The 17,544-nt window shown below is 45.1% G+C and carries 13 protein-coding genes; 8 read left to right on the top strand and 5 right to left on the bottom strand.

All coding sequences use genetic code 11. The features are described 5' to 3' along the window. Positions 1–296: 296 nt before the first annotated feature. Genes MKY34_RS19450 through MKY34_RS19415 form a run of 8 tightly spaced genes read left to right on the top strand, consistent with a single transcriptional unit; the run spans position 297 to position 12,168 of the window. The gene (locus MKY34_RS19450; protein WP_342512763.1) at positions 297–2,717 is read left to right on the top strand and encodes a hypothetical protein; all 2,421 of its coding nucleotides are present in this window, start codon (positions 297–299) and stop codon (positions 2,715–2,717) included. Then, positions 2,714–3,646 carry an ABC transporter ATP-binding protein gene (locus MKY34_RS19445; RefSeq protein ID WP_342512762.1) on the top strand — a complete coding sequence of 311 codons (933 nt, stop codon included), beginning with the start codon at positions 2,714–2,716 and terminating at the stop codon, positions 3,644–3,646. The genes MKY34_RS19450 and MKY34_RS19445 overlap by 4 nt, the downstream gene beginning before the upstream one ends. Then, positions 3,646–4,497 (top strand): ABC transporter permease, encoded by an 852-nt coding sequence (locus MKY34_RS19440; protein ID WP_342515308.1) that lies wholly within the window; start codon positions 3,646–3,648, stop codon positions 4,495–4,497. The genes MKY34_RS19445 and MKY34_RS19440 overlap by 1 nt, the downstream gene beginning before the upstream one ends. A gap of 15 nt (positions 4,498–4,512) precedes the next feature. After that, on the top strand, positions 4,513–5,928 hold the full coding sequence (locus MKY34_RS19435) for a hypothetical protein (protein ID WP_342512761.1): 1,416 nt from the start codon (positions 4,513–4,515) through the stop codon (positions 5,926–5,928). 21 nt (positions 5,929–5,949) lie between these two features. Then, the gene (locus MKY34_RS19430) at positions 5,950–6,945 is read left to right on the top strand and encodes a MoxR family ATPase (protein ID WP_342512760.1); all 996 of its coding nucleotides are present in this window, start codon (positions 5,950–5,952) and stop codon (positions 6,943–6,945) included. Then, positions 6,942–7,814 (top strand): DUF58 domain-containing protein, encoded by an 873-nt coding sequence (locus MKY34_RS19425; RefSeq protein WP_342512759.1) that lies wholly within the window; start codon positions 6,942–6,944, stop codon positions 7,812–7,814. The genes MKY34_RS19430 and MKY34_RS19425 overlap by 4 nt, the downstream gene beginning before the upstream one ends. A gap of 12 nt (positions 7,815–7,826) precedes the next feature. Further along, a complete protein-coding gene (locus MKY34_RS19420) occupies positions 7,827–9,590 on the top strand; it encodes a BatA and WFA domain-containing protein (RefSeq protein ID WP_342512758.1) in 1,764 nt (587 codons plus the stop codon). Continuing rightward, positions 9,574–12,168: a VWA domain-containing protein gene (locus MKY34_RS19415; protein ID WP_342512757.1), complete on the top strand. Its 2,595-nt coding sequence runs from the start codon at positions 9,574–9,576 to the stop codon at positions 12,166–12,168. Before MKY34_RS19420 ends, MKY34_RS19415 begins: the two co-directional genes overlap by 17 nt. A 150-nt stretch (positions 12,169–12,318) precedes the next feature. Here MKY34_RS19415 and MKY34_RS19410 read toward each other — a convergent pair whose 3' ends face one another. The 5 genes from MKY34_RS19410 to MKY34_RS19390 form a co-directional block, all read right to left on the bottom strand. After that, entirely contained in the window at positions 12,319–13,518 is a 1,200-nt protein-coding gene (locus MKY34_RS19410; protein ID WP_342512756.1) for an MFS transporter, read from the bottom strand. Between the two features lie 148 nt (positions 13,519–13,666). Next, complete coding sequence (locus MKY34_RS19405) at positions 13,667–14,740, bottom strand: ABC transporter substrate-binding protein (RefSeq protein ID WP_342512755.1); 1,074 nt, start codon at positions 14,738–14,740, stop codon at positions 13,667–13,669. Next, positions 14,737–15,537: an ABC transporter permease gene (locus MKY34_RS19400; protein ID WP_342512754.1), complete on the bottom strand. Its 801-nt coding sequence runs from the start codon at positions 15,535–15,537 to the stop codon at positions 14,737–14,739. The genes MKY34_RS19405 and MKY34_RS19400 overlap by 4 nt, the downstream gene beginning before the upstream one ends. Further along, entirely contained in the window at positions 15,521–16,345 is an 825-nt protein-coding gene (locus MKY34_RS19395; protein WP_342512753.1) for an ABC transporter permease, read from the bottom strand. The genes MKY34_RS19400 and MKY34_RS19395 overlap by 17 nt, the downstream gene beginning before the upstream one ends. Continuing rightward, complete coding sequence (locus MKY34_RS19390; protein ID WP_342512752.1) at positions 16,335–17,441, bottom strand: ABC transporter ATP-binding protein; 1,107 nt, start codon at positions 17,439–17,441, stop codon at positions 16,335–16,337. The genes MKY34_RS19395 and MKY34_RS19390 overlap by 11 nt, the downstream gene beginning before the upstream one ends. Positions 17,442–17,544: the final 103 nt, after the last annotated feature.

Below are 17,544 nucleotides of genomic sequence, written 5' to 3'. Positions count from 1 at the left end.
AACGCAGGCTAAGATCGCCACGTCCTGTGGCAATGCCTGCATGTCCTGCATCGTGCAGGCCCGAGCCTCCGGCGGATGTCACAGATTTTTAGAGGAGCATTGGAAGGCAGTCTAAGCGCGCGACGTCCTGAAGGGAAGTGCCTTAATTTCTGCAAAAACACAGAAATACGGCAATCGAACCCTTCGCCGTTCTATTCGCAACGACTGCATGACCTACATCCTGTAGGCCCCGAGCTCGAAAAAAATCTGGACGCAATTACGCCGAGGCGTAATTGATATGGATGGAGGGGTAGGCTATGTGGAAAAAATATGTGTTGTTTGTCGTCTTCTGGATGGCATCACTGGTGTTCATTCCAACTGTGACGGCTTTTGCCGCACCGGAATTGAAGGTGAATGTTTCGGCGGGGCTCGATGGTAAAGCAAAGTACGGCAAAGGTGCGCCGGTGACATTGACCATTGAAAATAGTGGTTCACCTTTTAGCGGAGATATGGTTATTGATATGCCTTTTACATATTCGATGGGGATGGGGGAAGCATTTCCACTTGAAATAGGTACGGGGGAGACAAAAACCATATCTTTTGTCATACCTAAAATGAATGATTATGGTGGCATGTACGGCATAGGGAATACAAAATCCATCTTTTTCTATGAAGGTGGTTGGGAGAAAGGGACGGAAATCGAGCATAAAGGTGCCCAGCAAATCACGGCGACATTGCATGCGGAAAATGCGAAGTTTGGTGTGCAATTTACCGATAATGTCGATCGCTTAGCAGCTTTAAAAGCAGTGAAATATGACAATGCATCCAATTTGGTGTGGATAAATGCCTCTAAAATAGGAGCATCCGCATTTCCGAATGAGGCAGATGGATGGGGAGCGGCCAATTTTATCGTCATCGATGAGTATCCATTGGCAGACCTACCTGTTCAGCAGCAAGAGGCGTTGATAGGCTGGGTACGTAACGGTGGCATTATCATCATGGGTGGTTCGGACAATAGTCAGGCGGAAGTCGGTTTATTCGCCGAGTATTTGCCCTTAAAGGTCCAAGAAAAGACAGAGATGAATACGGCTATTTTGAATAAGTGGGCGGGAACAGAAGGTTTTGAAGGCATGATCCCATCTTATAAAGCTGAACTGACGCCAAATGCACAGCCCTTTTTGGAAGAGGAGCAACAGGTTCTCGCTGCTTACAAACAACTTGGTGAAGGACTTGTCATACAGACGGCATTCTCCTTAGGTGATGAACCATTCGCAAAAATGGAGGGTACGATTGCATTTTGGAAGACGCTGTTGGAAATGGGGGAACGGACGATTCAAGTGAATCCGATGTCCCAGCATTATTATTATGACGATCCGATGGAGAGGATTGTCTATTCAATTGGCGATTCGAATGAGTTATTTCCATCGTTTAAAGTGTCGGCACTTTTCATAGTAGGCATTATCCTTTTTTATATGATTGTGATTCTTCCTGTACTGTATTTCATCCTGAAAAGGAAGGATAAACGTGAGTATACGTGGTGGATTATTCCTGTGATTGCGGTAGTAACGTCTGTTGCGATTTTTGCCTATGGAGCAAAAGATCGGATTGGCCGTGCGCAAATTCAACATACAGCTGTGCTAAATGTTGAACAGGATGGCAGCATGGCTGGCTATTATGCCGAGTCATTGTTGACCAACAAATCGGGGGACTTTGCATTTACGGCACCGCCGGAAACGACGCTATTTGCGTCAACGCGAGGAGAGGATCTCTTTAGTTCTTCAAGCTCTGTATCTGTGCATAAACGTGCAATGCTCGAAAAAGAGCTAGCTGGTTCGACTGTTCATCTTCGCAATGCGGGGTATTGGGATGTGGCGACAGTTTATGGGAAAACGATATTGGAAAAGATGGGGACTTACGATAGTCAGTTGGCGATTGACGATAAAAGGTTAACAGGGACGGTTACAAATAGCTTTCCATTTACGTTGACAGATGTTGCAATTTGGTCGGGCAGTGCGCTAATTCCAATTGGTGATCTTGGCCCGGGGGAGTCTGTTCAAGTGGATGAAATATTGAAAACGGACACATTGTTACCGAGAAGAGAGATGTTTAATACTTATATGGGCGTTGCGCCGACTCATTCAGATGATTTAACACAGATGAGGAAAGACAGCCTGTTATCATTTTCAGGCGAGCAGATGAACAAGACGGAGAAACCGGTTCTTATCGGTTACACGGACACACAGCTTGTGCCCATCGAACTTACACAAGGAAAACCAACGATTTCATCGATGACAATGATTGCTCAACCTGTCGAAGTGGACGTAACGTTCAATGATACATTTACCATTGTTCCTGAAATGATGACGATGTCGCTTCTTTCGGAAGATACGCTGTATCCGGCAGATTCGATGGGAGGCACAGTCAATGAGTATTATTTCAATGAACCCGTCTATCTGCAAACGTGGAAAGTACCCGGGGAATTGAATGATGTGAAGCCGAGCTGGACTTCGTTCAAAGTGTCTAAAATTCAAAATCAGTTGTATGATGTGAGCATTTTGAATGTCCAAACAGGTGATTATGAAGAGCAGGGTGGTAATACATTTACGATTGCCGACAAGTTGGATGACTACATCACTGCTGAAGGGGAGATTGTTCTCCGACTCGTTTTAAAGGATGCGCGAAATGGTGACCAAGGACGTGCACCGGAGCTTAAATTGACTGGTGAGGTGGCGAAATGATTGAAATTAAAGGGTTAACAAAGAAGTATGGCAAGTTTTGCGCACTTGACGATTTGAATTTGACGCTTTCGGAAGGAACGGTCTTTGGCTTTGTAGGGGCAAATGGAGCGGGGAAATCCACAACTTTTCTGATTTTAGCAACCTTGTTGCAGCCGACAGCGGGGGATGTATTCATCAATGGTGTCAATGTCAGAGAAAATCCTTCTGAAGTTCGCAAGATGATTGGCTATATGCCAGATTTTTTTGGTGTGTATGATCAGTTGAAGGCGGATGAGTATTTGGACTTTTACGGTGCCAGCTATGGTATTCCAGAGGCGAAACGTAAGGTTTTAATACCCCAATTGCTGGAGCTCGTCAATCTCTCTCACAAGCGCTATGACTACGTCGACCTGTTGTCGCGTGGAATGAAGCAAAGGCTGTGCCTTGCACGCAGTCTCATCCATGATCCGAAAGTGCTTATTCTCGATGAACCAGCATCTGGACTTGATCCACGTGCGCGTGTTGAAATGAGAGATATTTTAAAAACGCTGAAGAAGATGGGCAAGACGATCTTGATTTCATCACATATTTTGCCTGAACTGGCGGAAATGTGTGATGAGATAGGTGTCATTGATAATGGGCGACTCATTGCACATGGCTCTGTTGCGGAAATTCAACGTAAATTACAAGGTGAGCGGGTCATTACGGTTCGTTTGGCAGGCGCATTGGATACAGCCATTGCCTTTTTTGAGGAAGATCCGTTTGTTTCCGCTATTGAACAACTAGATGTCGAAACTGGGCTTACATTTTCCTATAAAGGAACAGAGGAAGATCAAATTGCACTGTTAAAACGGGCGATACTCCATGGTGTTCCAATCCTTTCGTTTATGGAACATGTCACGAATCTTGAAGATGTGTTCATGGAAATCACGAGAGGAGACGACGAATGATGAAGCTGAATGTCAATAATCCCGTGCTGTTTAAAGAATTGAAACTCCGATTTAGGTCGCCTAAAAGTTTCGTCGGTATGCTGTTCTATTTGCTTGCCATGTGTCTCTTCGTATTTGGTTTTATCTTTACGACAATGAGCTTGACGGGCGTGTCGTATTTTAGACCGAGTGAAAGTATGCTATTGTTCTCTTTTTTAGCATTTATTCAACTTGGATTGGTGTTATTTATCACGCCGGGATTGACGGCTGGTGCCATTAGTAGTGAAAGAGAAAAGCAGACATTGCCGATTTTACTAACAACCTCTCAAAGTTCGTTTCAAATTATAACGGGGAAATTGTTGTCTTCAATCTCTTTTTTATTGTTGCTCATCGTGTCTGGCTTGCCGGTATATAGTTTGGTGTTTTTGTTCGGCGGGATTTCACCGATGGATTTTGTGAGGATATTCCTGTTCTTATTTGTCACGCTTCTGGCAATCGGGAGCCTTGGGATCCTATTCTCAACACTTATTAGACGGACAATCGTTTCGATGATTGCGACTTATGGAACGATGTTATTTTTGTCGGTTGTCACAGGATTTTTATTCATCATTGTCATGCAGCTGACAAGATTCAATTTCAATGGAGTAGGTTTGCCACCCCCTTCTATAGCGGGACATATACTAGCATCCATCAATCCCGCCGTGCTGTTTGCTTCCTTATTATCACAAGGTGCGGCGGAGAGCTTGGCCGAGATGACACAGGTGAAATGGCCGATTTGGATCGGTTACCTTATCTTTTATTTATCGATTACCGTACTGTCACTATGGATGGCTGTAAAAAAATTACGTGTTAATATGAAACGTTCAAAATGATGAGGAGGTGGGCGAATGGTTAGGAAATCGTTACTGGAGAAATATGTCCATGCGGCATTGGTGCGACTTTGTTTGGAACAGGCAATCTATAGGCTGCAAGCAGGATTATTTGTCGCTACGTTATTCGCTGTGATTGTTGTCGTGGCATCCAGGTTGTTCGTCCTGCCTTATTATGGACGTATTGCATGGGCTATGGCTGTTATGGTGCTTGTGGTAACTAGCGTCTTGATTATTTATAAACGCTTGCGGAAAAATGAAGCGGTTCATAGGCTGGATGCGTATATGCCCGATAATTTATTGATTACTGCATTGGATGAGCAGATTGGCGAAACACATCTTGCCAGGGCGCTGACCGAAGCCGCGGAGTCCCAAATAGCGACTGCGTTTGAAGGCTTTACAAAGAGGAAGAAGCACTATACGAATCCTAAAATGCTTGGTGGTTTCATCGTGTTAGCTACCTGCCTTACTTTGTTAATCTATTTTCCATCCGAAGCACAGTTGGAAGCAGGAGCGCTTGAAAAGGAAAAAGAACTGATTGAGGACATAAAAAAAGATGTACAGGATTTGATTAAAAAAGAACCGCTTCCTGAAGTGGAAAAAGAACTACAGGAACTCGGAGACAAACTGATGCAAGCAGAGTTATCTGAAGAAGTATTGAAAGAGCTTATTAAGAAACAGAAAGAATTACGGTTAAAAGAGCAACGCCTTGCGGATAAGAAAGAGGCAGCTAGCCAGTCGGATAACCCAACCGATGCTTTGACAGAGGCAGAGGAACAGGAATTAGCAGAACTCGGCGAGCTGGCGGATCAGCTAGCTCAACAGGTAGGGGAAGCCCATAGCACTTTGAATAAAATTGGGAAAGCCCCTACATTGCCTACGCTTGCTGACGGTAATTCGTCCACAACTACGGTGGATGGTAAACCAGGTACAGCAGGTGGTGAAAGTCAGGGAGCAGGAACTGGCGAGGGGGCTAGTCAAAGTCAGGAAGGACAAGAAAATGGTGAAGAGAAGGGCTCAGGACAGGGGCAAGGTTCGGATTCAGGGCAAAATGCCGGTTCTGGACAAGGTCAGGGCCAAGGAGCCGGTCAGGGCGAGGGACAAGGTGCTGGTTCTGCTGGATCGGAGGCAGGCCAAGGTCAAGGTTCAAGCGGTTCCGGGGCTGGTAAAGGTTCGGGTGGCAGGGATCTTTTGTCTGTTCCATTCGATCGTCTAGGTGAAAAAGGCGAGTCCTCAATTGTAGGTGGTAATCTTGGGCAAGGGGATTTCATCGAGGAACGTGAGACGCAAGGACCTGTCGGAAAAGGGACAATACGGCCTTACAAAGAAGTGGTTGGTGACTATAAAGAGGCTTACTTGAAGAGTACGGATAAGATGAAGCTGTCACCAGATTTACAGCATATTCTTTCTGATTACTTTTCCTCAATTGAATAACAACGGAATGGGAGTGCATATATGCCATTTACACCAGAGCAGTTTACAGAGATGAGCGAAAAACTTGGAACAGTTAAAGAAGAGATTGGCAAGTTTATCGTTGGTCAGCAAGAAGCAGTTGAGTTTTCCCTGTATTCGATATTGGCAGGCGGGCATGCACTGCTTGAGGGATTACCTGGACTCGGAAAAACGATGCTGATTCGAACGATATCGGAAGTTTTGGATCTATCCTTCTCACGTATTCAGTTTACGCCGGACCTCATGCCGGCTGATATTACGGGTACGAGTATTTTGGAACGGAATGAGGAAGGCATGCAGCGTTTCGTCTTCAAAGAAGGACCGATTTTTTGCCAAATGGTATTGGCGGATGAAATTAACCGTGCAACGCCTAAAACACAAAGCGCTTTGCTGGAAGCGATGGGTGAGCAAACGGTGACAGTGCTTGGGGAGACAAGGAAAATGGCACGACCATTTTTTGTGCTAGCTACTCAAAATCCAATAGAAATGGAAGGAACCTATCCATTACCGGAAGCGCAAATGGACCGATTTCTATGTAAAATCCTGTTACCCTATCCAGAGAAAGCAGAGCTCAAAGAAATTATGCTGCGTACGACGGGGCCGACGAATGTTGCGATTCAAAAAGTAATGAATACACAAGAAATTGTGATGGCGCAGGAGATGGTGAAAGAAGTTGTCATAGCGGATGACATGATTGACTATGCTGTCGATGTAGTAGCTACGACGCATAATAAGAGTGAGACTACGGATGAATGGTCGAAATATGTACAGTATGGCAGTGGGCCACGGGGGCTTCAATCCATTATTCGATTGGCAAAAGCGCGTGCACTAATGGCGGGACGTTTTCATGTGTCCATTGCGGACATTAAGACGGTTGCGAAACCAGCATTGCGTCACCGCATTCTTATCAATTATGAAGGAGAAGCGGAAGGCGTCGACGTCGATGGTTTAATCAGCAAATTGCTGGAAGAAGTTCGTCAAGGAGCTTCTGTGCGATGAGTGGTGAATTATTTCCCGATAGACTGACGAAAAGGCTTGGCGCACTATCGATTGTTTCTCGGTCTGGACGACTTGGGCATCATAAGGGGACGCATCGTTCCAGAAAGACGGGTTCGTCGCTCGATTTTTCCGATTTTCGGGAATACCATCCGGGTGACGACTTACGTCATATCGACTGGAATGTTTATGCGCGGACGGATAAACCGTTCATCAAACAGTTTCTCGACGAGCAGGAAATGCGTATCCATATTTTGCTTGATCCGACAAAGTCAATGGAGGTAGACGGCAAGTGGGATTACGCCCGTCAATTAGCCATTGCACTTGGACATATTGCGCTAAAAAGTGGAGACACCGTATCATTTTCTACGTGGTCAGATGGACAAGACTATTTTTATAGAAGGAAAGGTGCTGCGCAACGTGCTTCTATGACGAAATTTATCTCATCAATCGATAGGCCGGATTCGACGGACAGTTTTACAGCTCGTGCACTGCGTCATATTCCGAAAGCGGTGACTGTGCTGTTTATTATCACGGATGGACTTGAAGAAGCCGACAAGTGGGAGCATCTTTTCCGACGTCTTCCCGGAATTTGTGGGGATGTACGTATGCTGACCATCCACTCAAAATCAGAAGACATACCGGATTATGAAGGAGATGTCCGGTTTATTGACATTGAAAGTGGCGATGGTGTCGAGGTGACGGTGACAAGACGTGCTGTGCAAAATTATTTGGATACAAAAGTAGCACATGAAACCAAACTGACAGTGCTTGCCAGCAAATTTGGGATCCACTTGATGCGTGCAGAAGTAGTTGAAGGTGTCATGGAAACCGTGACGAAAAAAATGCGTCATGCAGGTTGGCTACGATAGGGGGACGACCACATGGGTTTGGATAACATCGTAAACAGTTGGACGGCCATTTTCCCAATGGTCGTCCTACTCTATTATTTCTTTCGAAAAAAATATCAGGTCACGACTATATCATCGACGTTATTTTGGGAACAATCGATGCGGGAAACGAAAGTATCGCCTTACTTGAAAAACTTGCAGCGCAATGCACTTTTTTATCTTCAAATGGCGGCGCTATTATTGTTCGTTGTCATTTTACTCGGGCCATTTTTACCGAAAGAAGAAGCGGTTGGTGGTCATACGATACTCATCGTCGATACGTCTGCGACGATGCTTGCCGGGAAAGATCAGACAATTTGGTTTGCGCAACAGCAAGAGGCTATGAAGGAGCTTGTCAACAGTCGTTCGGGTGAGCCTATCACTGTTGTGACGACTGGCAAGGAACCCGCGATTGTCGTGCGGGAACAAATGGATCGGGAAGCTGTACTAGCTGCTATCGACAAATTAGCCGTGTCCTATGAACATGAACATATGGAACGAGCACTGGAATTTGCACGGTCCATTGCCTCAGTGGGTGGAGCTGATATTCATATTTATACAGATTCATTGGATCGGGCTGCTTTTGCCGAAGAGGATAGCGATATTACGTGGACAATCCATGGCTCGGAGGAGAAGCTTGTCAATCTATCGATTGATAAATTAGGGGCGGTGAAGACACCAGAAGGCACGGAAGCGATTGTGAAAGTGTTAAATGCTTCTGATGTAGATCAAACCGGAGATGTGCAACTCATCGATGTACTAACAGGTCAGCTATTGGTAGAGGAACAATTTGCTGTGGAAGCCGGAAAAGATGTGTTGTTATCATTCAAGGAACTGCCTGAAAGCAAAGCGATGCAAGCCGAAATTATCGTAGATGATGACTATGAAGCGGATAATGTCGCATCCATTTTACTAGGCGATGAGATATCGGAAGCGGTCATCGATGGGCAATTGCATGAACTCGTTAAACGGGCGTTTGAAGCAATTGGCTTAGCTGTTTCGACGGGCTCTACCAATGAAATAGTAGCCGCGCAGGAGCACTCCGTTGTTGTAACCAACGACGTTTCGTTGCTTGAAAAGGGGACGAAGCCCGTTATGATAATGGGGCGTAATGACCAGTCACCCAAACTGGTTTCAGGCGTCATCACAAGTTCTGCAGATCCACTGTTCACCATTGCGGATTTGGGCGATGTTTATGTCAGTGCATTGTATCCGCCGTTTCCAGCGTATACGACCATTGCGACTGTAGGCGAGCAGCCGTTCATTCAAAAATCAAAGCGTGGTGATATTGTCGTGCTTGCCGATATTGAATTGACAGACTGGCCGCTTCATCCATCGTTTCCGCTATTTGTCTGGAGTGCAGCGGAATCGCTTCGTTCTGAAACAGATACATTAGGGCTCTTCGTGCCGAATGAGCGGAAAGCGGTGCTGTCGGCCGGAACTGGAGAGGGCATGGAAGTGTATACGCTGGAAGATGAGTATATTGCAACATTTGCAGATGGTGCCAGTTTTGTAGCGCCTACGCATCCTGGCATATATAAAGTACGGGATGGCGACTCTGAGAAATTATTTGCTACTCAACTTGAGCAGTCTGAAAAAGAACTTGTCATCGGTTCGTCGTATCGGATTGGACAAACCGTAGACAAAGAAGGGCTGGAAGAAGGAAAGAATCGAATCGGTTGGCTATTCGTATTGCCAGTACTCCTTCTATTACTCATTGAATGGGAGGTGCAACGACGACGTGGATATCCGAATTGATCAGCCGTTGTGGCTTCTATTACTCATTCCCATTGCATTATATATGGCGTATACGTGGAAAACATCGATGATGCGTTTTATGAGTAAGGGGACGATTCTTTTTGCTTTACGCTGTGCGGCGATTGCGGCACTGGTCTTTGCACTTGCCGGACCTTATGTGACACTTCATGCGGATGAAGAACAGGTTTTATTTGTCGTAGATCGATCCGTATCGATTGGTGGGGCAAAGGAGACGGCGGATAACTGGCTTGCGGAAAGTTTAAAAGCGCGCAAAGAAAATCAATCTGTTGGCTTGTACTCATTTGCAGAGACATTTCGGACAGATGTGCAGCTGACAGACGGAGAGCTAGCTATTCCTGTTATCGATGAAATAGAAACAAAGGATGAGACGGATATTGCGAAAGCAATCGATCTGGCTGCGGCCGTTGCGAAAGAACAATTAGCGACTCGAATTGTACTGTTATCGGATGGCTTAGAGACGATTGGCTCGGTTGAGGAGTTATTGCCCAAGTATAGCGGAGGACGTGTCACAATTGATACAGTGCTTCTTGAACGACCAGGCACGGCCGATGCATCCATTTCGATTTTCGATACACCGAGAACGGCTTATGAAGGGGAGAAGCAACTCCTCCAAGTGGAAGTGGAATCTTCTGCGCGGACAGCCGGAACCTTGTTGATTTATCAAAACGATCAGGAAATCATTAACGAAACCGTACAACTTGAACCGGGGAAGAATTCTTTTTCGTTCCGTACCTCTGCGACAGGTAGTGGCCTTTTGAAGTATGAGGCGAAACTGCTTGTGCCGGATGATGACATGTTAGAGAACAATCGGATGCTATCCATTACGATGATGGAGCGTTCACCACGTGTACTTGTCGTACAGACAGAACGCAATCCGTCGATAATCCCGACACTACTCGATACAAGTACGATGAGAGTGGATGTAATCGATGCACAACAATTGCCGGAAACGCTGTCGGGGTATCTTGGTTATGGTGCGATTCTTTTTGACAATGTGCCGGGCCATATTGTGGGCGAACAGAAGATGGCGGTCATTGAGCAAGCGGTGAAAAACTTTGGGACAGGCTTCATGATGATTGGTGGAGATGAAAGTTTTGGGCTTGGTGGCTACTTTAAATCGCCGATTGAACGACTATTGCCTGTTGAGATGGAAGTGAAAGGGAAAGAGCAGTTGCCGTCGCTTGGCCTTGTCATCGTGCTGGATCGGTCAGGCAGTATGTCTGGATCGAAAATTGTTTTAGCAAGAGAAGCAGCGGCGCGTTCCGTTGAACTTCTCCGCGACGATGACACATTTGGTTTTACCGCTTTTGACGACGAAGTATGGGAAGTCATCCCAGTAGAGGAACTTGGCGATAAAAAAGAAGCGATTGAACAGATTTTATCGGTTCCAGCAGCACGCGGGACGAATATTTTCCCGGGCGTACAAAAAGCGTATGAAGATTTAGCCGACCTGAAATTGCAACGAAAACATATCATCTTACTAACAGATGGACAATCGGAGATGCCTTCCGACTATGAAGAAGTGATGGAAGAAGGGAAAGAGAACAATATTACGTTGTCAACGGTGGCGATTGGGACGGATGCAGATTGGTCACTATTAGAAGAGCTCGCCGAAGTAGGGGGTGGACGCTTTTATGATGTAGTTGATGAGTCGACAATACCAGCCATTTTAACAAGGGAAACATCGATGCTGACACGGACCTATATCGAAGATGATCCCTTTTATATGACGTTAGGGGCGGTTCCTGAATGGGCGTCATTGTTCCAAGATGGCGTGCCCCAAATGAATGCTTATATTGCGACGACGGCTAAAAGCACAGCAACGGTTGTAGGGGAAAGTCCTAAGGAAGATCCCGTCATTGCAGAATGGATGTATGGGCTTGGTAGAACCATAGCTTTTACGTCTGATTCGACGGGGAGGTGGACGGGTGACTTGGCGAGATGGGATGGCTATGCAGATTTCTGGAATACCGTAGTTGCAAGGTTATTGCCTTCCTATGAAGAAGTCCCTTATCTCATTACGCATGAGCGAGGCGGTGTATATACTGTGACAGATAGCTCGCGCAAGGCGGCATTCCTTGATATCGCGATTGTGGATGAGCAAGGGCAAGAAGTGCCTTTCGTTTCTGAACCACTCGCTCCTGGGAAAGTGCGTGTCACGGTCGATGCAAAATCTGGATTGGTATTTTTCGGCGTTTCGGATGATAAAGGCGGTTTGTTTGAAGCGGGTGTGTCAGTTCCTTATAGTGATGAATACAAACCAGCAGCACCGAACACCGCATTGATGACGAAAATTGCGGAACGAACAGGTGGAAAAGTGTTGGAAGAGCCGAGAGAAGCTTTCCGTGATCATCCATTTAAAAGTGGCGAAAAGAAGCTGATAGCAGACTGGCTTATTTTAACGGCAATGATCCTGTTCTTCATCGATATTACTTTGCGTCGTTTTGGCATGTTCAAAGGTTTTGGAACAAAACGGATTCGAGAGCCCGTTGTGGAAGAGAGTACAGCGGCACGAGACAGTATTTCCGAATTATTAAAAGCGAAAAAGAAGCGTTAAATAACAAAAGCGCAAGCGCCTGTTCAGGCGCTGGAGCCTAGACGGGTAATCCCTATGTATCTATTGATCCACAGTACGAGAATTTTATAGTTTCCTATTACAAAGACAAAGCCCATCGTGCCGATTTTTATCAGGTACGATGGGCTTTTATTATTTTGTTCGCGTCTCGGCAAGCAATTGTTGGTTGCGCTTTGCCCACATGGCTGCAATGGCGAAGCAAATGAGCAGAATGAGCATGCCGAGAATATACGGAAAGATAATATTAATATCAAAGATAATTCCCGCTAATGCTGGTCCAATCATATTCCCCAAGCTCATATAGGCATTCATCATACCCGCTGCGAAGCCTTGTTCTTCTCCTGCGAGCTTTGAAATTAGCGTGTTAACTGCGGGACGCAGAAGGGAAGTAGCAGTAGAGAAAATCGTTGCCACTAATAAAATAGACCAAAACTGATTGACGAACAAAATACCGAAAATCGAAAACGCGGCAATCACAAGATTGACAAGGATGACGCGCATTTCACCGTAACGTCTAAAGAGTGGATTGATGACAAACGTTTGAACGATGACCCCAACGAATCCACCTACTGTAATCAGTATGGCGATTTGTAAAGGTGTGTACCCGTATTTATGGTCAACGTAGAGCGCAATGGTCGACTGGAAATTGGCGAGCCCAAATGAAAAGACAAACATGACTATAAGCACGATGAAATAAGGTGTTTTTGTCGAGCGTTTCAATTGTTGGAACAGGTTTTCTCGCTTGCGATCAGCCGATTTCTCTGCTGTTACCGGTTTCGGGTTAGGTAAAATAAAGATAGACAGTAGCGCTGCAAAGAGTGCCGCTCCTGTCGCAAAATAGAAAGGAAACTCCAGACTAATCTTTGACAGAAATCCACCAATACCTGGACCAATCATGAAACCGAGCGACATGGAAGCACCGAGCAGACCCATTCCTCTACCGCGATTTTCGAGGGAGGTAATGTCCGCAACGAAAGCCATCATAGGTGGCACGATGAATGCCGAACCGAAGCCTGCGAAGAAGCGTGCAAGGTATAACATCCAGAGCTCTGTGGACAATCCGAAGGCAAGTTGAGAGAGACCGAAAATGATTAAACCGACGACAATGATTTTTTTTCGGCCATGCTTATCGGACAGTTCCCCGGCAAAGGGAGAGAAAATGAATTGTGCTAAAGAAAAAATCGCAATCATAAAGCCGAGCGCTTGACCTGCAACGCCGAAAGTGGCTAAATACTCGGGCATAATGGGAATGATTAAACCAATCCCAGCCATGGCGATGAACATATTGAACATTAAAATGTATAAGGCGAAATTATTGGATTTAACCGCCACTCGCATCCCAACTTTCAAAAGTGTTTCGTGTATCTAAATTAGAATACCATAAATTGTTTGCCGACACCTTGTGAGGCGACTTGGTAGACGGCATACAAAAAGGCCGCCTGCAACAGTCTATATGACAACTGTTGAGACAACCTACTTGTTATTTCATATCCATTTTGAACTCCAAGAATAATTCATTATAAACGCCTAGCATCTCTAGACCGAGATTTTTATACACTTCAAGATGATCACGTGTTTCTTCGTCCGGATAGAAACGTTCATCTGCTGTTACTTCAGGGTCCATAAAGTCGAGTGCTGCCTGATTTGGCGTAGAATAGCCGACGTAATCTGCATTTTGTGCGGCTACTTCTGCATCCAACATGAAGTTGATGAAGGCGTGAGCACCTTCGATATTGGTTGCAGTCCGTGGTATAACCATATTATCGAACCATAGATTAGATCCCTCTTCAGGCACGATGTAATCGACGTCTTCATTTTCATACATCATATCTGCGGCTTGCCCTGACCAAGTAAGTGCGATCGCTGCTTCGCCGTTGACCATTAGCTGTGTCACTTCATCCCCAATGACGGCTTTGACATTTGGGCTAAGTGTTTTCAGCTTATCCGTCGCTTCACGCAATTCTGCAAGGTTTGTGGAATTCAATGAGTAGCCCAATGAATTCAAGCCCATGCCGATGGACTCACGCGCACTGTCAACGAGGACAACTTGTTGTGCAAGAGTTGGATCCCATAAATTGTCCCAGCTTTCAAATGTCTGCCCATCGAGTAGCGTTGGATTGAAGGCGATACCAAGCGTACCCCAGAAGTAGGGAAGAGAATATTTATTTTTAGGATCAAAAGGCAAGTCAAGGAAATACGGGTCAATATTTTTGGCGTTCGGAACTTTACTATAATCAATTGGCAGCAGCAGATCTTTTTCTGCCATCATTTCAATCATATATTCTGAAGGCATTGAAATATCATAGGCTGTTCCGCCTTGTTCTACTTTCCCCATCATACCTTCGTTCGAATCGAATGTTTCATAGACGACTTTGATTCCTGTTTCTTGTGTAAATTGCTTCAGTAAATCCGGGTCAATGTATTCGCCCCAGTTATAAACGGTAATGGAATTCTTCCCGGCACTGCCTCCGCCTTCATTCAACTTGGCATTGATGAGTAGCAGAATAGCAGAAACAATCATTATAACAATTGCGCCACGTACAATTTCTTTCATTTTCGCACCCCCGCAAGCGGTGATTTGGTTTTACGGCTAATCGCATAGTAGCCAATGACGAGTACGACTGTTACGAGGAAAATCAGCCCAGACAGTGCATTAATCGTTAGCGTGATACCCGCACGTGCCATCGAGTAAATCTCTACGGACAGCGTTGAGAAGCCATTGCCTGTGACGAAGAACGTGACCGCAAAATCATCGAGGGAATACGTCAAGGCGAGAAAGAACCCTGCCAAAATCCCTGGTTTGATAAATGGAATGATAACCCGTGTCAGCACGTCACGCTTTGATGCGCCAAGATCCAGTGCTGCATCGACAAGTGTCGGACTCATTTCTTGTAGCTTTGGCAATACCATAATGACGACGATCGGAATGCTAAAGGCGATATGCGAAATAAGCACCGAAGCGAATCCGAGCTTTACGCCAATCATTGTGAACAAAATGAGGAATGATGCCCCAATAATGACGTCTGGACTAACGATTAGAATGTTATTAAGTGACAGCACGGCATTGCGCATCGCTTTATTACGCATGAATAAAATCGCAATTGCCCCAAGCACGCCAATGGCCGTTGAAATAAGCGCTGATAATAGGGCGACAACAATGGTATTGATTAAAATAACGAGTAGCCTTGTGTCTTCAAAGACGGCTGCGTAATGTTCAAGTGTAAACGATTCGAAATTCGACATCCCGCCGCCCGAGTTGAAGGAGTAAAAGATTAAATAGAAAATCGGTGCGTACAAAATGACGAAGACGACCGCTAAATAGAGTTTCGGGAGCTTACTTAGTTTTTCCATTGAGTGTCGTCCCCCTTTCTTTTCCATTCGTAATGACCATAATAATGAACATGAATAAAATCAAGAACACGGCAATCGTTGACCCCATTCCCCAGTTTTGCGTGACGAGGAATTGCTGTTCAATCGCAGTTCCAAGTGTAATAACTTTGTTCCCTGCAATGAGTCGCGTAATCATAAAGAGCGACAGGGCAGGGATAAAGACCACTTGGATGCCTGATTTTACGCCATTTAACGTCAGTGGCCAAATGACTCGTCTGAATGTTGTCCAGGCATTGGCGCCAAGATCGCGAGAGGCATCGATTAACGCAGGATTTAGCTTATCAAGTGCATTAAAAATCGGTAAAATCATGAACGGGATAAAGATATACACCGAAACGAATACAAAGCTAAAATCCGTAAATAGCATTTGTTGTTTGCTAATGCCCATCACCTCTAAAAAGGCATTAACAGGACCGTACAAACCGAAGATACCGATGAACGCATACGTTTTCAGCAGTAGGTTAATCCAAGACGGAATAATGATGAGCAACAGCCATAGATGCTTATGCTTCGTCTTCGTTAAAAAATAAGCAGTCGGATAAGCGAACAGCAATGAAAACAACGTAATGAGAAAAGCATACCAAAACGAACTAATTGTCAATTTTAAATAGACGGATGAAAAGAAACTTTTATAGTTATCAAGCGTGAGATTGCCTGCCAAGTCAAAAAATGAATAGTAAACAATCAGTGCAATCGGTGCGATAACGAATAGAATAATCCAAGCAGTATACGGGATTGTATAGATGGTGCGTAGTGGCTTATTGTTCATGGTCTGGCACCCCATATGCCTCGAGTCGAGCATCGAATTCTTCTTCTGTTTCGTTCAGTCGCATAACGTGAATGGCTTCTGGATCAAAATCAAGTCCAACGGTTACGCCAACCTCAGCTTTTTTCGTAGAATGCACAAGCCACTCATTGCCGTCAGCATCATAAGTCGACAGCTCATAGTGCACACCTCGGAATAGCTGTGTGTCTACTGTGACATTCAATTTCCCTTTATCAACCGTTGTTAGCTCCAAATCCTCCGGTCGAATAACGATATCGACTTTTTCATTTGGATTGAGTCCTTGGTCAACACATTCGAATGTTTTGCCGGTAAATTGCACAACATAGTCTTCAATCATGACACCGGGAACGATGTTCGATTCACCAATGAAATCGGCGACGAAACGGTTAATGGGTTCGTCGTAAATATCGAGTGGTGTACCGGATTGTTGAATTTTTCCACCGTTCATGACGAATATTTCATCGGACATAGCGAGCGCTTCTTCTTGGTCATGTGTAACGAAAACGAAGGTTTTACCAAGGCGTTGTTGCAATTCGCGCAACTCATATTGCATTTCAGAACGCAATTTTAAATCGAGTGCGGAAAGTGGTTCATCGAGTAAAATCACTTCTGGGTCATTGATGATGGCACGAGCGATAGCAACGCGCTGGCGTTGACCACCCGACATTTCGGAGATTTCTCTCTTTTCATAGCCTTCGAGATTGACGAATTTCAATGCTTCATGGACGCGACGTGTGACTTCAGGTTGCTTGACTTTTTTGATGCGTAAGCCAAATGCGACATTTTCAAAGACGTTCAAATGGGGAAAAAGCGCATAATCTTGAAAAACGGTGTTCACTTGACGTTCATTTGCGGGGACATCATTAATTTTTTTACCGTTGAAAAAGATTTGTCCCTCGGTCGCTTCACTAAAACCAGCAATCAGGCGAAGAATCGTTGTTTTCCCGCAGCCGGATGGACCGAGTAGTGTATAAAATTTGCCACGCTCCATTTCAAAAGAAACACCATCGAGCACAGTTGTATTATCATCATATTTTTTTGTAATGTTTTCAAAGCGGATAATTGGTTGAGTCGTCATATGGACCCTCCTTTAGTAATGTCAGGCTATTTTTTGTGAAGATATTATATTTTAAGATGCTTGTGACCGCGCAAAAGTCTGTTCGAACCGCGCAAAGACTGCC

It is taken from the genome of Sporosarcina sp. FSL K6-1522 (assembly GCF_038622445.1).
GTDB lineage: Bacteria > Bacillota > Bacilli > Bacillales_A > Planococcaceae > Sporosarcina.
Note: the sequence above shows the minus strand (reverse complement) of the source record. Positions and strands in the feature narration are given on the sequence as shown.